This is a genomic window from Nocardioides lacusdianchii, from assembly GCF_020102855.1.
In the GTDB taxonomy this organism is placed as follows: Bacteria; Actinomycetota; Actinomycetes; order Propionibacteriales; family Nocardioidaceae; genus Nocardioides; species Nocardioides lacusdianchii.
Genome location: NZ_JADHZD010000003.1, coordinates 183,461 through 204,425 on the forward strand (window position 1 = coordinate 183,461; position 20,965 = coordinate 204,425).

The 20,965-nt window shown below is 72.2% G+C and carries 21 protein-coding genes; 9 read left to right on the plus strand and 12 right to left on the minus strand.

The window, feature by feature from the left end; translation table 11 throughout:
* Positions 1-138: 138 nt before the first annotated feature.
* The 4 genes from IRX98_RS05490 to IRX98_RS22980 are packed head-to-tail and all read left to right on the plus strand — an operon-like array spanning position 139 to position 5,736.
* A complete protein-coding gene (locus tag IRX98_RS05490) occupies positions 139-2,151 on the plus strand; it encodes a beta-galactosidase (RefSeq protein ID WP_224274556.1) in 2,013 nt (670 codons plus the stop codon).
* Entirely contained in the window at positions 2,151-2,966 is an 816-nt protein-coding gene (locus IRX98_RS05495) for a DeoR/GlpR family DNA-binding transcription regulator (protein WP_224274558.1), read from the plus strand. Before IRX98_RS05490 ends, IRX98_RS05495 begins: the two co-directional genes overlap by 1 nt.
* The gene (locus tag IRX98_RS05500; protein WP_224274560.1) at positions 2,963-5,089 is read left to right on the plus strand and encodes an alpha-galactosidase; all 2,127 of its coding nucleotides are present in this window, start codon (positions 2,963-2,965) and stop codon (positions 5,087-5,089) included. The genes IRX98_RS05495 and IRX98_RS05500 overlap by 4 nt, the downstream gene beginning before the upstream one ends.
* Before the next feature lie 26 nt (positions 5,090-5,115).
* Positions 5,116-5,736, plus strand: coding sequence for a class I SAM-dependent methyltransferase (locus IRX98_RS22980; protein WP_268928721.1), 621 nt, complete (start codon positions 5,116-5,118; stop codon positions 5,734-5,736).
* On the opposite strand, the gene IRX98_RS05510 is transcribed toward IRX98_RS22980, so the two are convergent.
* Positions 5,733-5,966, minus strand: a complete 234-nt coding sequence (locus tag IRX98_RS05510; protein WP_224274563.1) for a hypothetical protein — start codon at positions 5,964-5,966, stop codon at positions 5,733-5,735. The genes IRX98_RS22980 and IRX98_RS05510 overlap by 4 nt on opposite strands.
* A 23-nt stretch (positions 5,967-5,989) precedes the next feature.
* On the minus strand, positions 5,990-6,889 hold the full coding sequence (gene mca / locus IRX98_RS05515; protein ID WP_224274566.1) for a mycothiol conjugate amidase Mca: 900 nt from the start codon (positions 6,887-6,889) through the stop codon (positions 5,990-5,992).
* 38 nt (positions 6,890-6,927) lie between these two features.
* On the opposite strand from mca, the gene IRX98_RS05520 reads away from it, so the two are divergent.
* A complete protein-coding gene (locus IRX98_RS05520; protein WP_224274569.1) occupies positions 6,928-7,317 on the plus strand; it encodes a DUF4307 domain-containing protein in 390 nt (129 codons plus the stop codon).
* Between the two features lie 173 nt (positions 7,318-7,490).
* Positions 7,491-7,982, plus strand: a complete 492-nt coding sequence (gene greA / locus IRX98_RS05525) for a transcription elongation factor GreA (RefSeq protein WP_224274571.1) — start codon at positions 7,491-7,493, stop codon at positions 7,980-7,982.
* Positions 7,983-8,131: 149 nt separating this feature from the next.
* On the opposite strand, the gene ilvA is transcribed toward greA, so the two are convergent.
* The 6 genes from ilvA to IRX98_RS05555 form a co-directional block, all read right to left on the minus strand.
* Complete coding sequence (gene ilvA / locus IRX98_RS05530) at positions 8,132-9,340, minus strand: threonine ammonia-lyase (RefSeq protein WP_224274574.1); 1,209 nt, start codon at positions 9,338-9,340, stop codon at positions 8,132-8,134.
* On the minus strand, positions 9,337-10,746 hold the full coding sequence (locus IRX98_RS05535; RefSeq protein ID WP_224274576.1) for an AI-2E family transporter: 1,410 nt from the start codon (positions 10,744-10,746) through the stop codon (positions 9,337-9,339). Before IRX98_RS05535 ends, ilvA begins: the two co-directional genes overlap by 4 nt.
* A gap of 5 nt (positions 10,747-10,751) precedes the next feature.
* Entirely contained in the window at positions 10,752-12,164 is a 1,413-nt protein-coding gene (locus tag IRX98_RS05540; RefSeq protein WP_224274578.1) for a glutamate mutase L, read from the minus strand.
* On the minus strand, positions 12,161-12,484 hold the full coding sequence (locus IRX98_RS05545; protein ID WP_224274581.1) for a DUF202 domain-containing protein: 324 nt from the start codon (positions 12,482-12,484) through the stop codon (positions 12,161-12,163). The genes IRX98_RS05540 and IRX98_RS05545 overlap by 4 nt, the downstream gene beginning before the upstream one ends.
* 5 nt (positions 12,485-12,489) lie before the next feature.
* Positions 12,490-13,650: a cystathionine gamma-synthase gene (locus IRX98_RS05550; protein WP_224274583.1), complete on the minus strand. Its 1,161-nt coding sequence runs from the start codon at positions 13,648-13,650 to the stop codon at positions 12,490-12,492.
* Positions 13,651-13,774: 124 nt separating this feature from the next.
* Positions 13,775-14,470, minus strand: coding sequence for a hypothetical protein (locus tag IRX98_RS05555; RefSeq protein ID WP_224274585.1), 696 nt, complete (start codon positions 14,468-14,470; stop codon positions 13,775-13,777).
* A 150-nt stretch (positions 14,471-14,620) separates the two neighbouring features.
* On the opposite strand from IRX98_RS05555, the gene msrA reads away from it, so the two are divergent.
* Complete coding sequence (gene msrA / locus IRX98_RS05560; protein WP_224274587.1) at positions 14,621-15,271, plus strand: peptide-methionine (S)-S-oxide reductase MsrA; 651 nt, start codon at positions 14,621-14,623, stop codon at positions 15,269-15,271.
* A gap of 18 nt (positions 15,272-15,289) precedes the next feature.
* Here the strand turns inward: msrA and IRX98_RS05565 are convergent, their stop codons facing one another.
* A complete protein-coding gene (locus IRX98_RS05565) occupies positions 15,290-16,810 on the minus strand; it encodes a DUF4082 domain-containing protein (RefSeq protein WP_224274590.1) in 1,521 nt (506 codons plus the stop codon).
* A 368-nt stretch (positions 16,811-17,178) separates the two neighbouring features.
* Here IRX98_RS05565 and IRX98_RS05570 point away from each other — a divergent pair, with 368 nt between their 5' ends.
* The gene (locus IRX98_RS05570) at positions 17,179-17,520 is read left to right on the plus strand and encodes a YciI family protein (protein WP_224274592.1); all 342 of its coding nucleotides are present in this window, start codon (positions 17,179-17,181) and stop codon (positions 17,518-17,520) included.
* A gap of 47 nt (positions 17,521-17,567) precedes the next feature.
* Here the strand turns inward: IRX98_RS05570 and IRX98_RS05575 are convergent, their stop codons facing one another.
* Entirely contained in the window at positions 17,568-18,128 is a 561-nt protein-coding gene (locus IRX98_RS05575; protein WP_224274594.1) for a hypothetical protein, read from the minus strand.
* 114 nt (positions 18,129-18,242) lie between these two features.
* Between IRX98_RS05575 and IRX98_RS05580 the strand changes: the two genes are divergently transcribed.
* Positions 18,243-18,971 carry a CDP-alcohol phosphatidyltransferase family protein gene (locus tag IRX98_RS05580; protein ID WP_224274596.1) on the plus strand — a complete coding sequence of 243 codons (729 nt, stop codon included), beginning with the start codon at positions 18,243-18,245 and terminating at the stop codon, positions 18,969-18,971.
* Here IRX98_RS05580 and IRX98_RS05585 read toward each other — a convergent pair whose 3' ends face one another.
* Together IRX98_RS05585 and IRX98_RS05590 are read right to left on the minus strand one after the other, a co-directional pair.
* Positions 18,972-19,256, minus strand: a complete 285-nt coding sequence (locus IRX98_RS05585) for a DUF1905 domain-containing protein (RefSeq protein ID WP_224274599.1) — start codon at positions 19,254-19,256, stop codon at positions 18,972-18,974.
* A 136-nt stretch (positions 19,257-19,392) separates the two neighbouring features.
* Complete coding sequence (locus IRX98_RS05590; RefSeq protein ID WP_224274601.1) at positions 19,393-20,865, minus strand: S8 family serine peptidase; 1,473 nt, start codon at positions 20,863-20,865, stop codon at positions 19,393-19,395.
* Positions 20,866-20,965 lie beyond the last annotated feature (100 nt).

The window sequence follows — 20,965 nt, forward strand, 5'->3', positions numbered from 1 at the left end:
GATGGACAGCATGTGACGACCAGCACACCCCCGTCAAGGGGTCACACGGGGGAGAATTCGCACCAGTTCCAACATTTCCGAACCCTTTTGGGCGATCAGACGTTGACTTTCGCGTGTGAGGGTCGACACAGTGCTGCCATGCCGACTTCCCTGCCCCCCTTGGCCTTCGGCGGCGACTACAACCCCGAGCAGTGGTCCCGCGACGACCACGTCGAGGACCGCGACCTCATGCGCGAGGCCGGGGTCGACCTGGTCACCCTTGGCGTCTTCTCGTGGGCGTGGCTCCAGCCCACCGCCGACACGTGGGACTTCGCGTGGCTGGACGCGCAGATGGACGAGCTGCACGCCGCGGGCATCCGTGTCGACCTCGCCACCGCCACCGCCTCCCCGCCGCCGTGGCTGACCCACCGCCACCCGGAGATGCTGCCGGTGACCCAGGACGGGCGCACCCTGTCCCCCGGTGGCCGCCAGGCCTTCTGCCCCAGCTCCCCGGTCTACCGCGAGCACGCCCTCGCGCTCTGCACCGCGCTCGCCGAGCGCTACCGCGACCACCCGGCCCTCGCGCTGTGGCACGTGTCCAACGAGATCGGCTGCCACAACGCGCGGTGCTACTGCGACGTGAGCGCGGAGGCGTTCCGGACCTGGCTGCGGGCGCGCTACGACGACGTGGCCCACCTCAACGACGCGTGGGGCACGGCCTTCTGGTCCCAGCGCTACGACGACTTCGAGCAGGTGCTCCCGCCGCGGGTGGCTCCGGCGCACGCCAACCCCACGCAGCAGCTGGACTTCCTGCGCTTCTCCTCCGACCAGCTCCTCGACAACTTCGTCGTCGAGCGCGACGTCCTGCACCGGCTGTCCCCCGGCGTCCCGGTGACCACGAACTTCATGGTGATGCGCCAGACGATGGAGATGGACTACCTGCGCTGGGGCCGCGAGCTCGACGTGGTCTCCAACGACCACTACGTCATCGCCGCGGAGGGCGACGCGCACCGCGAGCTCGCCTTCAGCGCCGACCTCACCCGCGGCACCGCGGACGGCAAGCCGTGGCTGCTGATGGAGCACTCCACCAGCGCGGTCAACTGGCAGCCGCGCAACCGCGCGAAGAAGCCCGGCGAGATGATCCGCAACAGCCTCTCCCACGTCGCGCACGGCGCGGACGCGGTGCTGTTCTTCCAGTGGCGCGCGTCCCGCGCCGGGGCGGAGAAGTTCCACTCCGGGCTGCTCCCCCACGCCGGCACCGACACCCGCCAGTGGCGCGAGGTGGTCGAGCTCTCCCGCGTCCTCGACGCGGTCCAGGACGTCACGGGGAGCACGGCGCGCAACCAGGCGGCGATCCTCTTCGACTACGAAGCCTGGTGGGGCTGCGAGCTCGACTCCCACCCCAGCGTCGACGTGCGCTACCGCGACCGCGCCGAGGACCTGCACCGGGCGCTGTCCGCCCAGGGCGTCGGCGTCGACGTGGTCCACCCCAGCGCCGACCTGTCGGCGTACCGCCTCGTCGTGGTGCCCACCCTCTACCTCGTCAGCGACGAGACCGTCGCCTCGATCGAGGCGGCCGCCGAGGCCGGCGCGACCGTGGTCGTGACCTACTTCAGCGGCATCGTCGACGAGCACGACCACATCCGCCTCGGCGGCTACCCGGGCGCGTTCCGCGACCTGCTCGGCGTCCGCACGACCGAGTTCCTGCCGCTGCTCACCGGCGAGCAGGTGAAGGTCGAGGGACTCGGCGGCACGGTCGGCGCCGACACCTGGGCCGAGGACCTCGAGCTCGCCGGCGCCGAGGCCGTGGCGACGTACGCCGACGGACCCGCCGCCGGGCTGCCGGCGATCACCCGCCGCGATGCCGGCCGCGGGACCGCGTGGTACGTCGCGACCCGCCTCGACCCGGCCGGCACCGACCGCCTCGTCGAGCGGCTGGTCGCGGAGGCGGGCCTCGAGCAGCTTCCGGGCGCCGCCCCCGACGTCGAGGTGACGCGGCGGGTCGGCGACGACGCGAGCTGGCTCTTCGTGATCAACCACGGCGACGCCGACGCCCCGGTGCCCGTCCACGGCCAGGAGCTGGTGACGGGCAGGGCGGTCGAGGGCGACCTCGTCGTGCCCGCCGGAGGGGTCGCCGTGGTGCGCGAGGCCGCCGGGGACCGGGAGGCCTGATGCTCGCCGCCCAGCGCCGGGGCCGGATCCTGGCCGAGCTCAGCCGCGACGGGACGGTGCGCGTCACCGACCTCGTCGAGCTGCTCGGCGTCTCCGACATGACGGTGCGGCGCGACCTCGTGGCGCTGCACCGCGACGGCCTCCTGGAGAAGGTGCACGGCGGCGCGCTGGCCGTGGCCGAGCCCTCGTCGTCCGAGCCGGGCTTCGCCGCCAAGTCGGTGCAGCGCCGGCGCGAGAAGGAGGCCATCGCCGCCGCCGCGGCCGAGCTGGTGCACACCGGCATGGCGATCGCCGTCTCCGCCGGCACCACCACCCACGCGCTCACCGAGCACATCGCCCGCATCCCCCACCTCACGGTGGTGACCAACTCGGTGTGGGTGGCCGACGTGCTGCACCGCACCGGCGAGGCCACCACGTCGGTGCTGCTCACCGGTGGCCTCCGCACGCCCTCGGACGCCCTCGTGGGGCCGGTCGCGGTGTCGTCGCTGCGCAGCCTGCACGTCGACGCCTTCTTCATGGGCGTGCACGGCATGGACGTGCGCGCCGGTTTCAGCACCCCCAACCTGCTCGAGTCCGAGACCAACCGCGCGATGATCGAGCGCTCGCGCCGCCTGATCGTCTGTGCGGACTCCAGCAAGTGGGGCGTGGTGGGACTCAGCAGCATGGCCGCCCTGTCCGAGGCTGCGGTGCTGGTCACGGACTCCGGCCTCTCCGCGCAGGCCAGCGGAGCCCTCGCCGACCACGTCGGCGAGCTGGTCGTCGTCGACCCGGTCGACGATGACGACGACACGTTCGAGGAGGCGCACGACGCATGAGCCGCGATCCCGTCCACCTGACCCGCGGCGGCGTCAGCGTCGTCCTGGCGCGCGACGACGCCGGCATCCCCTTCGTCGTCCACTGGGGAGCCGCCCTCGGTGACCTCGACGACGGAGCCCTCACCGCGCTGACCGCGGCGCACCGCCCCGGCGTCTCGCGCTCGTCGTACGACGTCCCGCGCCGCACCGGCGTGGTCCCCGACGTGACGCGCGGGTTCTCCGGCACCCCCGCGCTGTCGGGCCACCGGGTCGGCGGCGGCGCGAGTGCCGCCGCACCGAGCCTCGTGGACTGGGAGGTCCTCGTCGGCGACGCCGCCATCACCGCCACGTCCGACGACGACGAGGCCGGGTGGTCGGTGACGCTCCAGCTCGGCCTCGACGACGCCGGGCTGCTCCACGCGCGCACCTCGGTCACCAACACCGCCGACGGCGACCTCCACCTCGCGTCGGCCCTCACCGCCCTGCCCGTCGCCGCGCACGCCACCGAGCTCCTCGACCTCACCGGGCGCTGGTGCAAGGAGCGCACCCCCCAGCGGCACCGCTGGGTGCAGGGCACCCACCGCCGCGACGCCCGCCACGGCCGCACCGGCCACGACGCCACGCTGCTGATGGTCGCCGGGACGCCCGGCTTCACCTTCGGCTCGGGCGAGGTCTGGGCGGTGCACACCGCCTGGAGCGGCAACCACACCCACTACGCCGAGCGCACGCCCGAGGGCGACTGCCTCGTCGGCGGTGGCGAGCTGCTCGAGCCCGGTGAGGTGGTGCTCGCGCCGGGCGAGACCTACCGCTCCCCCTGGCTGCTCGGCTCCTGGTCCGGGGCCGGCCTGGATGCGATGAGCCACCGCCTCCACGCCCACCTGCGCGCGGTGACGCCGCGGGCGCGCACCGAGCGGCCGGTCATCGCCAACTCGTGGGAGGCGGTCTACTTCGACCACTCCCTCGAGCGCATCGCCGAGCTGGCCGACACCGCGGCGTCGGTCGGGGTCGAGCGCTTCGTGCTCGACGACGGCTGGTTCCTCGGCCGCCGCGACGACACCGCCGGCCTCGGCGACTGGCAGGTCGACGCGGAGGTCTGGCCGCAGGGCCTGGCCCCGCTCGTGGAGCACGTCACCGGCCGCGGCATGGAGTTCGGCCTGTGGGTCGAGCCGGAGATGGTCAACCTCGACTCCGAGACCGCCCGGCAGCATCCCGAGCGGGTGCTGCGCGGGCGGACCGAGGTGCCGCCGTCGTGGCGCCAGCAGCAGGTGCTCGACCTCCAGGACGAGGGGGCGTACGACGACCTGCGCGACGCGCTGATCTCGCTGCTCGACGACCTCGACATCGCCTACCTCAAGTGGGACCACAACCGCGACCTCACCGACGTCACGCACGCCGGCCGCCCGGCGGTGCACGGGCAGACGCTCGCGGCCTACCGGCTCCTCGACGAGCTGCGCGACGCCCACCCGGCGCTGCAGATCGAGTCCTGCTCGTCGGGCGGCGGCCGCGTCGACGCCGAGGTGCTCACCCGCACCGACCGGATCTGGCCGAGCGACACCAACGACCCGCTCGAGCGCCAGCACCTCCAGCGGTGGACGTCGCTGCTGGTGCCGCCGGAGCTGATGGGCTCGCACGTGGGACCGGCCACGTCGCACACCACCGGACGCACCCACGCCCTGCGCTACCGCGCGGCCACCGCCCTGCTCCACTCCTTCGGCATCGAGTGGGACATGTCGCGCCTCGACGAGGCGACGCTCGCCGAGCTGGCCGCCTGGATCGACCTGCACAAGCAGGTCCGCCCGCTCGTCGGCACCGGCTCGCTGGTGCACCCGGACCACCCCGACCCGGCGGTGCTGGTGACGGGCGTCGTGGCCGAGGACCGCTCGGAGGCGTGGTACGTCGTGGCGACGGTCGCGGCGACCGCGACCCAGCACCCGGCACCGCTGCTGCTCACGGGGCTCGACCCCGACCGCACCTACCGGCTCTCCGAGGAGCTGCCGCCCGCTCCGGGTGGCGCGGACCTCAGCGGGACCTGGTCGGCGCGCGGCGCGGAGCTCGGTGGTCGCGTGCTGGCCACCGTCGGCGTCGCCCTCCCCGTGCTCGACCCCGAGGAGGCTCGGGTGCTGCGGCTGGTGGCCATCGCCTGACGGCGGAGCGGCCTAGGCTGTTGGACATGGACGCCGACGCCTGGGACCAGCGCTACACCGCCAGCGAGCTGGTCTGGTCGCGCGAGCCCAACCAGTTCGTCGCGACCGAGCTCGCCGACCTGCCGCCCGGCACGGCGGTGGACCTTGCCGCCGGCGAGGGGCGCAACGCGATCTGGCTGGCCTCACGCGGCTGGTCGGCGACGGCCGTCGACTTCTCCCAGGTGGCGCTCGACAAGGGCGCCCGGCTCGCCGACGGCCTCGACGTCACGTGGGTCCGCGCCGACGCCACGACGTGGCAGCCGCCCGCACCCGTGGACCTCGTCGTGATGGCGTACTTCCAGGTGCCGGCCGAGGACCGTCGCCGGGCGGTGCGCGGTGCCGCCACGATGCTGGCGCCGGGTGGCACGCTGCTGCTCGTCGCGCACGACTCGACCAACCTCGCCGAGGGCACCGGCGGCCCGCAGGACCCGGCGGTGCTGATGAGCGCCGAGGACGTGCTGGCCGATTTCGAGGGGATCGAGGTCGAGGTGGTGCGTGCGGAGCGGGTGGCCCGGGCGGTCAGCGCCGCCGACGAGCACGGCGGCACGGAGCGGCGTACGGCCTGGGACTGCCTGGTGCGGGTGGTCCGGGCGCCCGAGGGGGCCTAGCGGTCCTCGGAGTCGCTCGGCGTGGCGGACCGGTCGACCGGCTCGTCACCGAACATCCCGGCGTCCTTGTTCGCCTGGGCCCTGCGCAGCTGCCTGACCATGAAGAAGCCGATCGCCACCACAGCGAGGATCATGAAGATCCAGACCGCGAAGCCGAGCGGACCGGCCTTTACCTGGGTCGGTTCGGGCGTCGGGTCGTCCACCAGCAGGATGAGCATCAGGTCGAGCATGGCTCCAGTCTCCCACCCATCCCTCAGGGTGCAGGCGTCGGGATGCCGGCGAAGAGGTCGTCCTCGGGCAGGGCGCTCTCGACCTGGGAGTGCACGAGCTCGTAGTCCTCGGTGGGCCACACCTTCTGCTGGATCTCGCGCGGGATCGCGAACCACATGCCGTCGGGGTCGATCTGGGTGGCGTGGGCCAGCAGGGCCTGGTCGCGGACACCGAACCACTCACCGCACGGCACGCGGGTGGTGATGCGGTCGTCCCACTCGGGCTCGCGCTCCCAGTTGGCGAGGCGCTCGGCGTAGGGCGACTCGAGGTCGTGGGCGAGCATCGCCTCGTGCAGGGCGTTGGTCTTCGCCCAGCTCCAGCCGTGGTGGTAGTAGAGCTTCAGCGGCTGCCACGGCTCCCCCGCGTCGGGGAAGCGCTCGGGGTCCCCGGCCGCGTGATAGGCGGCGACGGAGACCTCGTGGCAGCGGATGTGGTCGGGGTGCGGGTAGCCGCCGCGCTCGTCGTACGTCGTCAGCACGTGGGGGCGGAAGTCGCGGATCAGCCGCACCAGGCGCTCGGTCGCCTCCTCGAGCGGGACGAGCGCGAAGCAGTCCTCCGGCAACGGGGGCTTGGGGTCGCCCTCGGGCCAGCCGGAGTCGACGAAGCCGAGCCAGTCCTGGCGGATGCCGAGGATGTCGCGGGCGCGGTGCATCTCCTCGCGCCGGATCTCGGTGATGTTCTCCCACACCTCGGGGCGGTCCATCTTCGCGTTGAGCACCGAGCCGCGCTCGCCGCCGGTGCAGGTGGCGACGTGGACGTCGACGCCCTCGGCGACGTACTTCGCCGTCGACGCGGCGCCCTTGCTCGACTCGTCGTCGGGGTGGGCGTGGACGTGCATGAGCCGGAACCCCGTGCGGGGCTCGGCGGCAGGGGGCTGGGCCATGGGCGTGAGTCTAGGAGGCGCCGCTTAGGCTTGGACGCGTGACCACCGACCTCGCCGACCGCTACGGCGCTCCCGCCCGGTGGCGACGACCGGTGACCATCACCCTCGCCGTGGCCCTCGCCGTGGTCGGCCTCGGCTGGCTGGGCTGGACGGCCTGGTTCCACAGCACCCCGGCGACGACGTCCGAGCTGATCACCTTCGAGGTCACCAGCGACTACGAGGTGGCCGCCCGCCTCGACGTGCAGCTCGACGACGGCGTCGACGCCAGCTGCCGGCTGCGCGCCCTGGCGGAGGACAAGACGGCCGTCGGGGAGCTCGAGTTCTCGCCCGTCGCGGGCGTCAACGAGGTGGTCATCCGCACCGAGCGGCGGGCCACGAGCGTGGAGAAGCTGGGCTGCACCGCGCCCGACCAACCGCGCCCGCGCTGACGCTCGGCCTGCGCTTTCGCGCCCGACTTGCTAACCTGATCGTTCTGCCCGTCCGGGTGCGCTGGCCGATGTCCGCCGCGCCGACTCCGATCGGACGGATGACACCAACCGACCCGGTGCGGGGCCGCTGAGGCACACCCGCACGTGGTCCGACGCGAAGCAGGAGCAACGACATGACCGACCAGGGCACCATCTGGCTGACCCAGGAGGCCTACGACAAGCTGCAGGCCGAGCTCGACGACCTCAAGGGCCCCAAGCGCCAGGAGATCATCGAGAAGATCGCTGCCGCGCGCGACGAGGGCGACCTGAAGGAGAACAGCGGCTACCACGCCGCCAAGGACGACCAGGGCAAGCAGGAGGCCCGGGTCCGCCAGCTCGAGGACATGCTGCGGCGTGCCGAGGTGGGCGAGACCCCTCCCGACGACGGTGTCGTCGAGCCGGGCATGGTCGTCACCGTCGACTTCGGCGGCGGCGACACCGAGAAGTTCCTCCTCGGCGCCCGCGAGAACCTCTCCGAGGGCGACACCCTCGACGTCTACTCGCCCGAGTCGGCGATGGGCGCCGCGATCAACGGCAAGTCCAAGGGCGACCAGGTGTCCTACACCGCGCCCACCGGCAAGGAGCTGAGCGTGACGATCGTCGATGCGGAGCCCTACAAGGCCTGAGCCTCACGGCTGCTGCCACTCCTCGGAGCGGTGAGTGGGACAGGTTCTGGGACCACAGAACCTGCACCACTCACCGCTCCTCGGCATTTCGGCGGACGAGCGGTGCGTGAGGCAGCGTCCGACACCGCAGAACCTGCGTCACCCACCGCTCAGTCGGCGAGGCGGTAGCCGCGCTCGCGCAGCCGCGACTTCAGGTGCTCGGCGTGCGCCTCGCCGCGGGTCTCGAGCTGGATCCGCACCTCGACCTCGTTGAGGGTCAGCGACGGGGAGATCCGCTCGTGGGCGACCTCGAGCACGTTGGCGCCCTCGGCGCCGACCTCGGCCAGCAGCGAGGCGAGCCCACCGGGGAGGTCGGGGATGCAGACGCGGAGGTAGAGGTAGCGACCGGCGGCGGCGAGGCCGTGCCGGATCACCTTGCTCAGCAGGAGCGGGTCGATGTTGCCGCCGGACAGCACCGCGACGGCCGGCGTCTCGAAGCCGGTCGGGTTGTCCAGCAGCGCCGCGACGGCGGCCGCGCCGGCGGGCTCGACCACCTGCTTGGCGCGCTCGATGAGGGCGAGGAGGGCGCGCGAGAGCGACTCCTCGGACACGGTGACGACCTCGTCGACGTGGTCGCGGACGGCGGCGAAGGTGATGTCGCCCGGGCGACCGACCGCGATGCCGTCGGCCATCGTCTGCATCGACTCCAGCGCGACCGGCTCCCCCGCTGCGAGGGAGCCCGGGTAGGCGGCGGCACCCTCGGCCTGCACGCCCACCACGCGTACGTCGGGGCGCAGCGCCTTGATCGCGATCGCCATTCCGGCCAGCAGCCCGCCGCCGCCGGTCGGCACCAGCACGGTGCGTACGTCGGGCGCCTGCTCGAGCACCTCGAGACCGAGCGTGCCCTGGCCGGCGACGATGTCGACGTGGTCGAAGGGGTGGATCAGCACCGCCCCCGTCTCCTCGGCGAAGGCGCGCGCCGCGGCGAGCGAGTCCTCGAGGTAGCGGCCGTGGAAGACGACGTCGGCGCCGTAGCCACGGGTCGCCTTCTCCTTGGGGATCGGCGCCCCCTCGGGCATGAAGACCGTCGAGGCGATCCCGAGCGTGGTCGCGGCGAGGGCGACGCCCTGCGCGTGGTTGCCGGCCGAGGCCGCCACCACGCCGTGGGCACGCTCGTCGGCGGACAGCCCGGCGATGCGGACGTAGGCGCCGCGCGACTTGAAGGACCCGGTGCGCTGGAGGTTCTCGCACTTCAGCGACACCCGGCCGCCGACGAGCGCGGAGAGCCAGCGCGACTCCTCCATCGGCGTGGTCACGGTGACGTCCTCGAGGAGCTCACGCGCGGCCACGATGTCGGCCAGGGTCACCTGCTCGGTCATGACGGGTCCTTGTGCGGGGCGGGGTCGGGCTGGAGGTCGGGCTGGAGATCGGGGTGGTTCTCCCGCTCCGCGGACTCCCCGACCGGGCTGTCGTTGTCGGGCACAGCGTCGGGTGGGATCCCGTCGGTGGCGAGGTCGTCGAGGAGCGCCTCGTCGGCCTCGTCGCCGACGCCGGTGTAGGTCGCGAGGTGCTGCGCGACGGCGTTGGCGGCCGCGGCGAGGGGTACGGCGATGAGCGCGCCCGCGATGCCGGCGACGAGCACGCCGCAGCCGATGGCCACGATCACGCCGAGCGGGTGGAGCGAGACGAAGCGGCCCATCAGGAAGGGCTGGAGGATGTGGCCCTCGATCTGCTGGACGACGATGACGCCGATGAGCATGAAGAGCGCGGTCACCGGACCCTGGTCGACGAGCGCGACGAGGATCGCGACGCTGCCGGCGATGGTCGCACCGATCATCGGGACGAAGGCACCGAGGAAGACCAGCACGCCGATGGCGACCACGAAGGGCACGTCGAGGAACCAGGCGACGGCCATGATGCCGATCGCGTCGGCCATCGCCACCAGCACCGTGGCACGGACGAACTGGGTGAGGGAGACCCACGCCACCCGTCCGGAGGCGTCCACGCGCTCGCGGGCGGCGCGGGGCGCCAGCCGCACGAGCCACGACCAGATGCGGTCGCCGTCGGCGAGGAAGAAGTAGGTCGAGAACAGCACGATGAAGAAGCCGGCGACCACGTGCCCGACGGCGGTGCCCACCTCGGTGACGCGGGTGACGACGCCGTCGGTGCCGGTGCTGTCGGTGACGGCGCCCTGGATCTCCTTGATGTAGCCGTCGAGCTGGGAGTCGGAGACCGCGAGCGGTCCGCTGCGCAGCCAGTCACGCACCTGGTCGAGGCCGGTGACGACCGAGTCGGCGAGGTCGCTGGCCCCCTGGGCCACCTGCTGGCCGACGAAGGTGAGCAGGAGCGCGATGGTGCCGATGCCGAGGACCATCACGATCCCGCTCGAGGGCCCCCGCGGCAGGCCGATGCGCCGCAGCGCGTTGACCAGGGGCACCGCCAGGGCGGCGAAGAGCAGCGAGATGGCGATCGGCAGCGTGATGACCGCGAAGTAGCGCATCGTCCACAGCAGGCCAAGGCCGGCGACGACGATGACGATGAGCCGCCACGACCAGGCCGCGGCGAGGTCGAGGCCCCACGGCACCTGGGCCCGGCTGAAGTTGGAGGGGCCGGTCGTGAAGGCCGGCTCGCTGCGGCGCTCGGCACGGGCCTGGACCCACTGCGCGACGATGCGCTCGGTCAGGCCGTCCTCGTCGTCACCGCGGCCGAGGGCGGCGAAGAGCCGTCGGCGCCGAGACTCCTCGCTCTCCTCGGTCCCGTCGCGTCGGGACGGCTGGTCGCTCACGTCGCTCACGGTAGGCGATCCCCGCCCGTGACGAGGCGGCGCACCAGCCGGTGCGCCGCAAGGGGGTCCTGCTCGGCCAGCAGCCCGGCGGCGGCCAGCACGTAGTCGCGGTCGACGACGACCTCCGGGTCACGTGGGAGCTGCCAGCCGCCCTCGAAGGCGTCACCGGTCGCGGGGAGCAGCACCCGGCGTACGGCGTCGGGGCCGCCGTGGCGCAGCACGCCGCCGGAGCCGACCAGCAGGTCGACCTCGCGCAGGTCCTTGCCGCTGCGCTCGACGACGCGTCCCTCGGGGCTGACGACGACCTTGCTGCGACCGGCGTGGCGCTCCAGCGCGATCCGCACGGCCGCGGCGGCGATCTCGAGGTCGGCGTCGCGCTCGTGGGCGTCCTCGGGGAGGAAGTCGGGCTGCTCGCGGCGGCGTACGGCGGCGGCGTGGAGGTCGTCGCGGCCGGCGGCCTCGACCGTCGAGATCGCCGACCAGCGCATCCCGAGGTCGCCCTCGACGGTGCGGGTCACCGGCGTCGTGGCGACCACCTCGCGGGCGAGCCCACTGTCCTCCGGGTCGAGCTCGACGACGCTGTGCACGTCGGTCGTGGCGCCACCGACGTCGACGACGACCACGTCGCCCGCGCCGGGGTGCGCGTCGTCGAGCCCGCGCGCGAGCAGCTCGACGCCGGTGAGCACGACGTCCGGGGTGGCGCCGCGGACCAGCTCGGTGAAGGCACGGCCGCGGGCGTCGGTGCGGCTGCTGAGGTGCTTGCCGCCGATGACGTGGCTGAGGAAGATCTCGCGGATCGCACGCCGGGCGCTGTCGGGGGCCAGCACGCCGATGCGCGGGACGACGTTGTCGGCGAGGACGTGCGGCGTCTGTGAGGCCGCGAGCAGCTCGGCGACCAGCAGCTGGGAGTCGACGTTGCCGGCGACCACCACGGGGCCCACCCACGGGGCCGCAGACAGGAACGCCGCGTCGCCCTCGAGCACCTCGGCGTTGCCGCCGTCGGTGCCGCCGACGAGCAGGACGACGTCGGGCTCGGCCTGCCGGAGCGCGGCGAGCTTGTCGGGGTCGAGGCCTCCGTGGAGCACCAGCACCACCTTGCCGCCGCTGGACAGCGCGACGCGGCGCCCGGCCTCGGCGGTCACGAGCTCCTCGTTGCCGACGACCGCGATGCGCAGTCCGCCGCCGGCGCTGGAGCAGGCCAGCACGTCGGCCTCCGGGGTGCGGGGGTCCTGCTCGGCGAGTGCGCTCATGCAGGCGTCGTACCCGTCGAGGACGTCACCATCCCCGGCCGCGTCCGGGAGGGTGGTCGGGTGGCTGGCCGAGGCGAGCAGGTCGCCGGTCGCCAGGTCGACCAGGGCGGCCTTGGTGAAGGTCGAGCCGAAGTCGACGCAGACCACGGAGGTCGCTGCGGCGCTCACACCACCACCGAGATGCCGGCGGCCACGACGACGACGAGGACGGCGAGTGCCATCAGGTGGACCGTGGTGCCGGCGGGCAGGTCACGGCCCGCGCGGATCGCGCGGTCCGCCTGCCGGAAGCGCAGCCAGCCGCCCGCGGCCGCCACTGCCGCGGAGGCGAGGAGCAGCAGGCCCAGCAGGCGCTGCGACCACGACGGCTCGAGCAGGTGGAAGACCGCCAGCGAGGCGGCGACCAGGCCGACCGCGGTGCGCTCGTAGGCCAGGAAGGTCCGCTCGTTGGCGAGCGAGAAGCGGATGTCGGGCTCGACGGGAGCGGTCACCGGGCTCAGCCCAGCGACCGGTCGAGGTCGGAGATCAGGTCCTCGATGCTCTCGATGCCGACGCTGAGCCGGATCAGGTCGGCGGGGACCTCGAGGTCCGTGCCGGCCACGCTGGCGTGGGTCATCCGGCCGGGGTGCTCGATGAGCGACTCGACGCCGCCGAGCGACTCGCCGAGGGTGAAGACCTCCGCGCGCTCGCAGACCGCGAGGGCCTGCTCCTCGCCACCCGCGACGCGGAAGGAGATCATCCCGCCGAAGCGCTTCATCTGGCGCGCTGCGACCTCGTGGCCCGGGTGGGCGGCGAGGCCGGGGTAGATGACCTCGGTGACCCGCGGGTCGCCGTCGAGGAACTCCACGACCCGCTCCGCGTTGTCGCAGTGGCGGTCCATGCGTACGCCGAGCGTCTTGAGGCCGCGATGGGTGAGGAAGGCGTCGAAGGGCCCGGCCACCGCGCCCATGGCGTTCTGGTGGAAGCCGATCTTCTCGGCGAGGTCGAGGTCGCGGACCACGACGGCGCCGCCCACCACGTCGCTGTGCCCGCCGACGTACTTGGTCGTGGAGTGGACCACCACGTCCGCACCGAGCGTCAGCGGCTGCTGGAGGTAGGGCGAGGCGAAGGTGTTGTCGACCACGAGCAGCGCGCCGGCATCGTGGGCGATCGTCGCCAGCGCCTCGATGTCGCCGATGGTGAGTATCGGGTTGGTGGGCGTCTCGACCCACACCAGCTTCGTGCGGCCCGGCTCGATGGCGGCGGCCACGGCGTCGGTGTCCGCGACGGGCGCCGGGGTGTAGGCGGTGCCCCAGAGCCTCGCGACCTTGTCGAAGAGGCGGAAGGTGCCGCCGTAGGCGTCGTCCGGGATGACGACGTGGTCACCCGGGGCGGACAGCGCCCGGATGATGGCGTCCTCGGCAGCGAGGCCGGAGGCGAAGGCGAACCCCTTCTCGCCGTCCTCGACGGCCGCGAGCGCGCCCTCGAGGGCCGTACGGGTCGGGTTGGCGGAGCGGCTGTACTCGTAGCCGCCGCGCAGGCCGCCGACACCGTCCTGCTTGTAGGTGCTGCTGGCGTAGATGGGCGGGTTGACCGCCCCGGTCATCGCGTCGGGCTCGTAGCCGGCGTGGATCGCACGCGTCTCGAACCCGGCCTTGAAGGCATGTTCCTGGCTCACGGTGCGAGCGTAGACCCCGTGGCGCCCGGGGGCGTCGGCAGAGGACGACCGGGAGGCAGACGAACGGCCGCCACTCCCCCCGGAGTGGCGGCCGTTCGTCCCTGGAGAACTGTGGTGCGGTCGGTCAGCTGGGGGCGAAGATCGCCGTCAACGCGCTGTCGGAGAGCGTCGCGGTCCCGGAGAACTCGTCGCACACCAGGTTGACGGTCAGCAGGTTCCCCTTGGTCACGGCGAAGCCGCGGGTGCCGGAGACGACCTCGCTCTCCGCGAGCAGGGCTCCGGGGAGGTTGACGTACTGCAGGAAGTCGAAGTCGACCGCGTCCGTCGTGGTGAGGGAGCACCGGGCTCCCAGGTCGCCCGCGGCTGACGCCCACACGTACGCGCTGGAGGACACGATCACGTTGCCGTTGGCCGGCGGCATGATGCTGACCGACCTGACGACCTGGTCGGCCGACGTCAGCGCCACGATCTGCTCCCCGCCGGCCGTCGCGGCGACGGAGTTCACGAGCGGTGCGACCTTCGCGTCGATCTCCGCCTTCGTGTAGGTCTCCGTCTTCGAGTAGGTTTCGGCCTTGGTGTAGCCCGAGCCGGCGGTCTCGTAGGACCCCTTCGGCTGGTACTTCGCGTCGCTCTGCGCCTTGGTGTAGTAGCGCTTGTCCGCGAGGGGCTTGAGGTTCTTCTTCCAGATCTTCTTCCAGTTGGTGGCCACCGAGCTGCTGACCTGGGCCCCGGCGGGCGTGACGGCCATCAGGCCGCCACCGACCAGGACCCCGACCAGGAGGGCGACGAGGGCCCTCCTCACCGATCGACGAGACGACATGGGCGTTCCTTTCCACGAGACGAGCTGATGGACCCACCGTCCTCCCGGCCGTCGGCGCGCGCATCCGTGGCAGTACGACGACTAGACCGCGTAATTTCACCGATGCCCGCCTCGTCACGCAGGACTTGTCCGCCGAGGGAGGATGGGGGCATGTTCGGTTTCGGCAAGCCCACCTCCCTGCCCACCCCCGACCAGGCGCTCCCCGGCCGCTCGGAGTCGATGTGGAGCCTGGGCGACCACGTGGTCCTCGACGCGCCGGTGATCACCCCCGACGCACCCGCGGGCTTCGAGGTCGCGATCCTCGGCCTCGGCTGCTTCTGGGGCGCGGAGGAGATCTACTGGCAGGTGGCCGGCGTGTGGTCCACGTCGGTCGGCTACGCCGGTGGCAGCACCCCGAACCCGACCTACGAGGAGGTCTGCAGCGGCCGCACCGGACACACCGAGGCGATCCGGATCGTCTTCGACCCCGCGGTCGTGTCCTACGCCGACCTGCTCAAGAAGTTCTTCGAGATCCACGACCCGACCCAGGGCATGCGCCAGGGCAACGACGTCGGCACGCAGTACCGCTCGGCGATCTACTGGACGACTCCCGAGCAGGAGCAGACCGCCCGTGAGCTGACCAAGGTGTACGGCGAGGAGCTCGCGCGCCGCGGTCTCGGGGAGATCACCACCGAGATCCGTCCGTCGAGCGAGACGCCGTACTTCTACGCCGAGGACGCCCACCAACAGTACCTGGCCAAGAACCCCTTCGGCTACCGCTGCCACGCCAACACCGGAGTGAAGTTCCCCGAGACCGCCTGACGTGGCACCGGTCCGTCCCTAGCGGGACTGGTCCGACAGGGCCGGTGTGCCGTCCGTCCAGTAGTTGCCCGACCACACGTCACCTGCGTCGTTCGGGAACTCCCCGCCGTCCGCGCCCCAGCCCTGGCTGAACAGGTTGCCGGTGAAGCGGATGTTCACGCAGTCGTCCGCCGTGTTGCACCCGGCGAACCGGGTGGCGAACCACGGGCCGCCGACCGGGTCGAGCTTGAAGAAGTTGTGCTCGATCGTCAGGTTCTGCGTGACGCCGAACTCGCGGTAGAACACCGCGGCAGCCGAGCAGCCGCCGTCCTGACCGGGCGTGACCGGCTTGCACACGACCGTGTTGTCGCGCAGCGTCGTGTTCTTCAGCACGCGCATGCCGCTGGAGTGGGAGTCGGTGCCGTCGGTGGTGATGTAGTTGCCCACCAGCGTGGCGTTGTTGTAGGCCCACAGTCCGCTGTGGGTGCCCTGGACCAGCGAGTTCCGCACCACGAAGTGGGCGCAGCACAGGGCCCGGTCCTGCGCGTTGGCGGTGGAGGACTGGACGATGCGGGAGTCCTCGACGGTGAACACCGGTGCACGGCTCGCGTTCTCGGCCCCGGGGTCGCCGGGCGCGTTGCCGGCGGTGAACATCTGGCCGCGGATCACGCTGTTGCGGAAGACGATGCCGGTGGCCCCTGCGGCGAACCGGACACCGGTGCTGCCGCAGTCGACGACCCGGTTGTCGATGACCAGGTTGCTCTCGCTGGCGTCGAAGGTGCAGTCGCCGCCGTAGGCGATCGTCGGCTCGGTGGCGGGGCCGACCGAGGTGGGGGTCGGGAAGTGGGCAGGCGCCGGCACGCCTGTGGGAGTCGTCGTGGGCGTCGTGGTGGGCGTCGTGGTGGGAGTCGTGGTGGGAGTCGTGGTGGGCGTCGTGGTCGAGGTCGTGCCGAACGGCGCGAAGACGACGTCGATGAAGTAGTGCGCGCCGCGCCGTGCCTTGGTGGGACGGCCTCGGTCGTTGCCGATGGTGCCGCGGTGGGCGGTGAGGCCGTTCGCGGACCGCGTCCGGCCGTCGGCGAAGACGTCGGGCTGCACCGCGTAGCGGCCCTTCGGCGCGCGGTAGGACACGGTGTACTTCTTGCCGGCCCGGATCTTCACCGGCGACCTGAGCCACGCGGTCTTCCAGCCGTTCTTCGTCGTCCTCGGGAAGCTGACCGAGGCGATCCGACGACCGGAGGCGTTCCACAGGGAGCCGGTCGTGGCCCGGCGGTTCGCGCCGGCGGCGTAGTACTGCACACCGCGCAGCCGACCCGAGGTGGTGCTGCTGAACACCAGGCCCAGGGTGGCGCTCTTCGCGCGCTTGGCGGACGGAACCGCAGGAACGGTCGAGTCGGACCAGATGCCGTACGCCGCCGTGCGGGACGAGTCGAGTGCCGTCGGGGCCGGGGAGGCGGTGGTGAGGGGCAGGAAGGCGAGCGCAGCGGCCGTGACGGTGGCCAGGAGGGCGACCGCCGTACGAGGCCGGGCGGGGCTCGCGCCAGCGAGGGGGGACGTCATGGGGGAATCTCTCCAGATTGCTGTCAGTGGACACGGGTCTTCTCGGCGACAGCTCCCCCGACACGCGTCCGGGCGCCGTGGAAGGCGCACACCCGCGTCCTCAGGACCGGGCCCCGTGGGGGCCGCGCGTCCTGGCCGTCACCCCCAGAGCGCGGGCGAACTACCACTCGCATCACCTGGGGTCTTGACTGGTACCACAGGACGCTAACACTGGCTGCGACGAAACTTGACCGGATCTTTATAAATCCCGCCCATATACCCCATTTGTGTCAAGCCGGATCCACGGCTCGCCGGATGTCGATCTCGCTGCTCCTCGTCCGTCACAGTGGTGACAGGCCGCACGGGGCGGCCGCGACGGAGGATCTTCCATGACCAGGTACGCCATCTACTTCCACCAGCAGTGGGTCGGGGACCACGACGAGGAGTGGTTCCGGAGCCGGGTCGAGCCGTCCACGGCCGTGGTCCGCGAGATGGAGGAGGCGGGCGTCCTCGTCTTCGCCGGCGGGCTCGTCGAGGACATGGACCAGGCGTTCAGCGCCGACGGGACCAGCGGGGCAATGGTCGTCACCGACGGGCCCTACACCGAGACGACCGAGCAGCTCGGGGGGATCACGATCATCGAGGTCCCCGACCTCGACACCGCGAAGATGTGGGCGGCCCGGGTCGCCGAGGGGTGCGGGTGGCCGCAGGAGGTCCGGGTCGTCAAGTAGCCCGGGCCTCGGCAGGTCTCGATACGCCTCGCTCGTTCCTCGCTCGCCTACTCGACCACCGGGGAGGACACCCACTCGGTGAAGCTGCGCGGCTCGCCGAGCCAGTCGCGGCGGGTGTTGCTGCCGTCGGGGCGCGAGCCCGCGACCTTCACGGCGACGCGGACCTCGTCCGGCGAGCCGAGGGCCGCGCGGGAGATCCGCATCCGCGCGTGCTCGGCGTCGTAGTCGATCCGCATCGCGTACGACCCCTCGACGGGCTCCCCCCAGGACCCGTTCCCGAAGCCGTCCGTGGTCAGCAGCTGGTAGTCGGTCCCAACGAAGTAGCCGCCCACGAAGACGTGCTCGGGCCCCGGGTCGGTCGGGTCGGTGTCGAGGTAGACCGCACCGGACGAGCCGGACCGGAAGGACTCGCGCAGGTCGGTGTGGGTCGTCGTGACGACGATGGTGCGGGCCTTGTGCTCGACCTGCACCGAACGGAGGTCGGCGCCGTGGGCGAGGTCCTTCGGATCCGTGACGCCGATGCTGTCGGCGCTGGCCGGGGCGAGCTGGGTCAGCGCGAGGGTGGCCGCCACCGCCAGGGTGGTGGAGCCGAGGATGGTGGTGCGCATGGTGCTGTTCCGTTCTTCCACGAGCGCCCCGCGGGCCGGGGCGCACAGTGAGGACGCGGCCGCGCCGCCGGAGGTTGCCTCCGATCGTCATCCGCGCCTGACATGATCCGGCGCGTGCCTGCCGAATCGTCGTACCGCCACATCGTCGCCGCCTGGCTGGTCCACGCCTACACGGCCTCCGGCGTGGTCCTGGCCTTCCTGATGTTCGTCGCCGTGATGGAGGGCGACACCGTCCGCGCGCTCTGGCTGTTCCTCGTCGCCATGCTCGTCGACGGCACCGACGGGATGCTCGCCCGATGGGTGCAGGTCAAGCGCCACGTCCCGTGGTTCGACGGCGCGCTCCTGGACAACATCGTCGACTACATCACCTACGCCTTCATGCCGGTGCTGCTGCTGTGGAGCACCGGCCACCTCGGCGACGGCACCTCGGCGACCGTGCTGGCGGTGGTGCCGCTGCTCGCCTCGGCCTACCAGTTCTGCCGGGTCGACGCGAAGACCGAGGACCACTTGTTCCTCGGCTTCCCCAGCTACTGGAACATCGCTGCGTTCTACGTCGTGGTCCTCGACCTGCGGCCCGCGGCCGTCGCCGCCGTGCTGCTGGTGTGCGCCGTGCTCGTCTTCGTGCCCGTCGGCTACGTCTACCCCTCGCGCACCACGTTGCTCCAGAGGACGACGCTCGCCCTCACCTGCCTGTGGCTGGTGAGCTACGGAGTGCTCCTCGTGCAGCTCCCCGATCCCAGTCGCGTGTGGCTGGCGATCTCGGTGGCCTACGTCGTCTACTACGTCGGGCTCAGCCTCCACCTCACGATGCGTCGCAGCCGTGCGGTCCGCGCCGGCGCCTGACTACCTGCCGACGGAGAGGCGTACGTCGACCACGTCGCCGAGCCCGACACGCTCGGCGCGGCGTACGGCGTCCTTCAAGGGGAGGAACCACGTCTCCTCCCGCGGGAACATCGACGTCGTGAACCCGGTGTCCCCGATGCGGGCGCGCACGGGCACCACGCCCCAGTAGACGACCTCGGCCTTGACCTCGTCGACGAGGTAGGCCGCGTCGAGCGGGAGGCGTACGAAGTGGAAGGGCGCGGGTCCGCGCCACTCGACGACCTCGCCGCTGAACTCGATCTCCATGCCTCACCCCACCCTGCGTTCATCCAACCAAATGCAGAACGCGGGCGGGAGTCCGAGAACTCCCGCCCGCCGGTCCACCGCGCCCCTGTTGCGCGGTGTCCCTCCCCGGAGAGGGTCTGTGGTCAGCCCCGGTGGATCACCCGAGGGCTGCGACGGCGGCCACGACGTCGACCAGGCCGTAGCCCTTGTCGTACGACGTGGTGCCGAGAGGGCCGGCCTCGTAGGCCGCGCCGTCGGCGTACTTGTGCGCCGAGACCTTCAGCGCCTGCTCGATCTCGGCCGGCGTCGCGGACGGGTCGGCCTGGAAGAGCTGGGCGACGATGCCCGCGATGTGCGGGGCTGCCATCGAGGTGCCGCTGATGGTGTTGAACGTGCCGAGGTCGAGCACGCCCGGACCGTTGCGGAAGTCCAGCCCGGTCGAGCAGATGGCGAGGTAGAGCCGGCACGAGGACGTGATGTTCTCGCCGGGTGCCGAGATGTCCGGCCAGGTGGAGGCGTCGGAGGACAGGCCGCGCGAGCTGTACTCCGAGACGATGCCGGAGCGAGTGCCGGTGTCCTGGTCGAAGTAGGAGGCGACCGAGAGGATGCCGCCGGTCGGGTCCTGGCCGGGCGGGTTGGTCAGGCTGGTCGAGCCGTCGCCGCCGTCGTTGCCCGCGGCCCAGACCGTCACGACGCCCTCGGCGGCCAGCGCGCGCTGGAGCTTCACGGTCGCGGACTCCGGGTCGAACTCGCCGCCGCCGGTGGGGCCGTAAGAGTTGTTGGTGACCTTGATCGGCGGGCAGGTGGTCGCCGGGACGCCGGCGCCGCACGGCGCCTCGTGGTTCTCCAGGACCCAGTTGAGGGCGGAGTCGGCGCCGAGGATGACGATGCCGGCGCCGGTCGAGACGGACACCAGCTTGGCGCCGGGTGCGGCGCCCTGGAGCTTGCCGCCGTCGGTCAGCGTGGTCGGTCGGCCGGCGACGATGCCGCTGACGTGGGTGCCGTGACCGCCGACGGAGAGGGTGTCGGTGTCGATGACGTTGGGCAGCCGCTGGACCGAGCAGGTCTCGGTGAGGGGCTCGCACAGCGCCTTGAGGTTGGCGACGACGGCGCTCGAGCCGTCGGCCTCCTTGAAGTAGGGGTGGGTCGGGTCGACGCCGGAGTCGATGACCGCGACGCTGACGCCCCTGCCGGTCAGCGCGGAGCCGTCGGCGCCGGTCAGGGTGGCAGCCGCCTCGGCGCCGCGGGTGGCGGTGTTGGAGGTCTCCTGGAAGAACTCGATCGGCTGCGCGCCGCCCTCGACGTAGGTCACGCCGGGTGCGCTGCGCACTGCCTGGACCTGGCTCTTCGTCGCGTTGGCGATGACGACGCCGATCGACTCGAACTCGCCCTTCTTCGCCATGCCCGCCGCAGCCACGGCGTCACGCGCGGCCGCAAGCGAGGTGCCGTGGACCATCACGGTGGTCCGGCCGGACAGCGTGGTGAGCTGGCGGGCGAGGAAGTCGGAGACGTTGGCCTGGGTCGTGGTCGCGCCGGCGGGGTCGGCGGCCGAGGCGGTGCCGGCGGCGGCGAAGGTCGCCGAGGCTGCGAGGACGCTCGCCGCGCAGGCGAGGAGGGGCTTGGGACGCACGGGGTCCTCCCGAGGTTGGAGTGTGGTTGCTCCGTCAACGAGGCACCGCGGCCCGGGTCACGGCGTACGGACGCACGGGTTTGGCGGACCGACGACAATG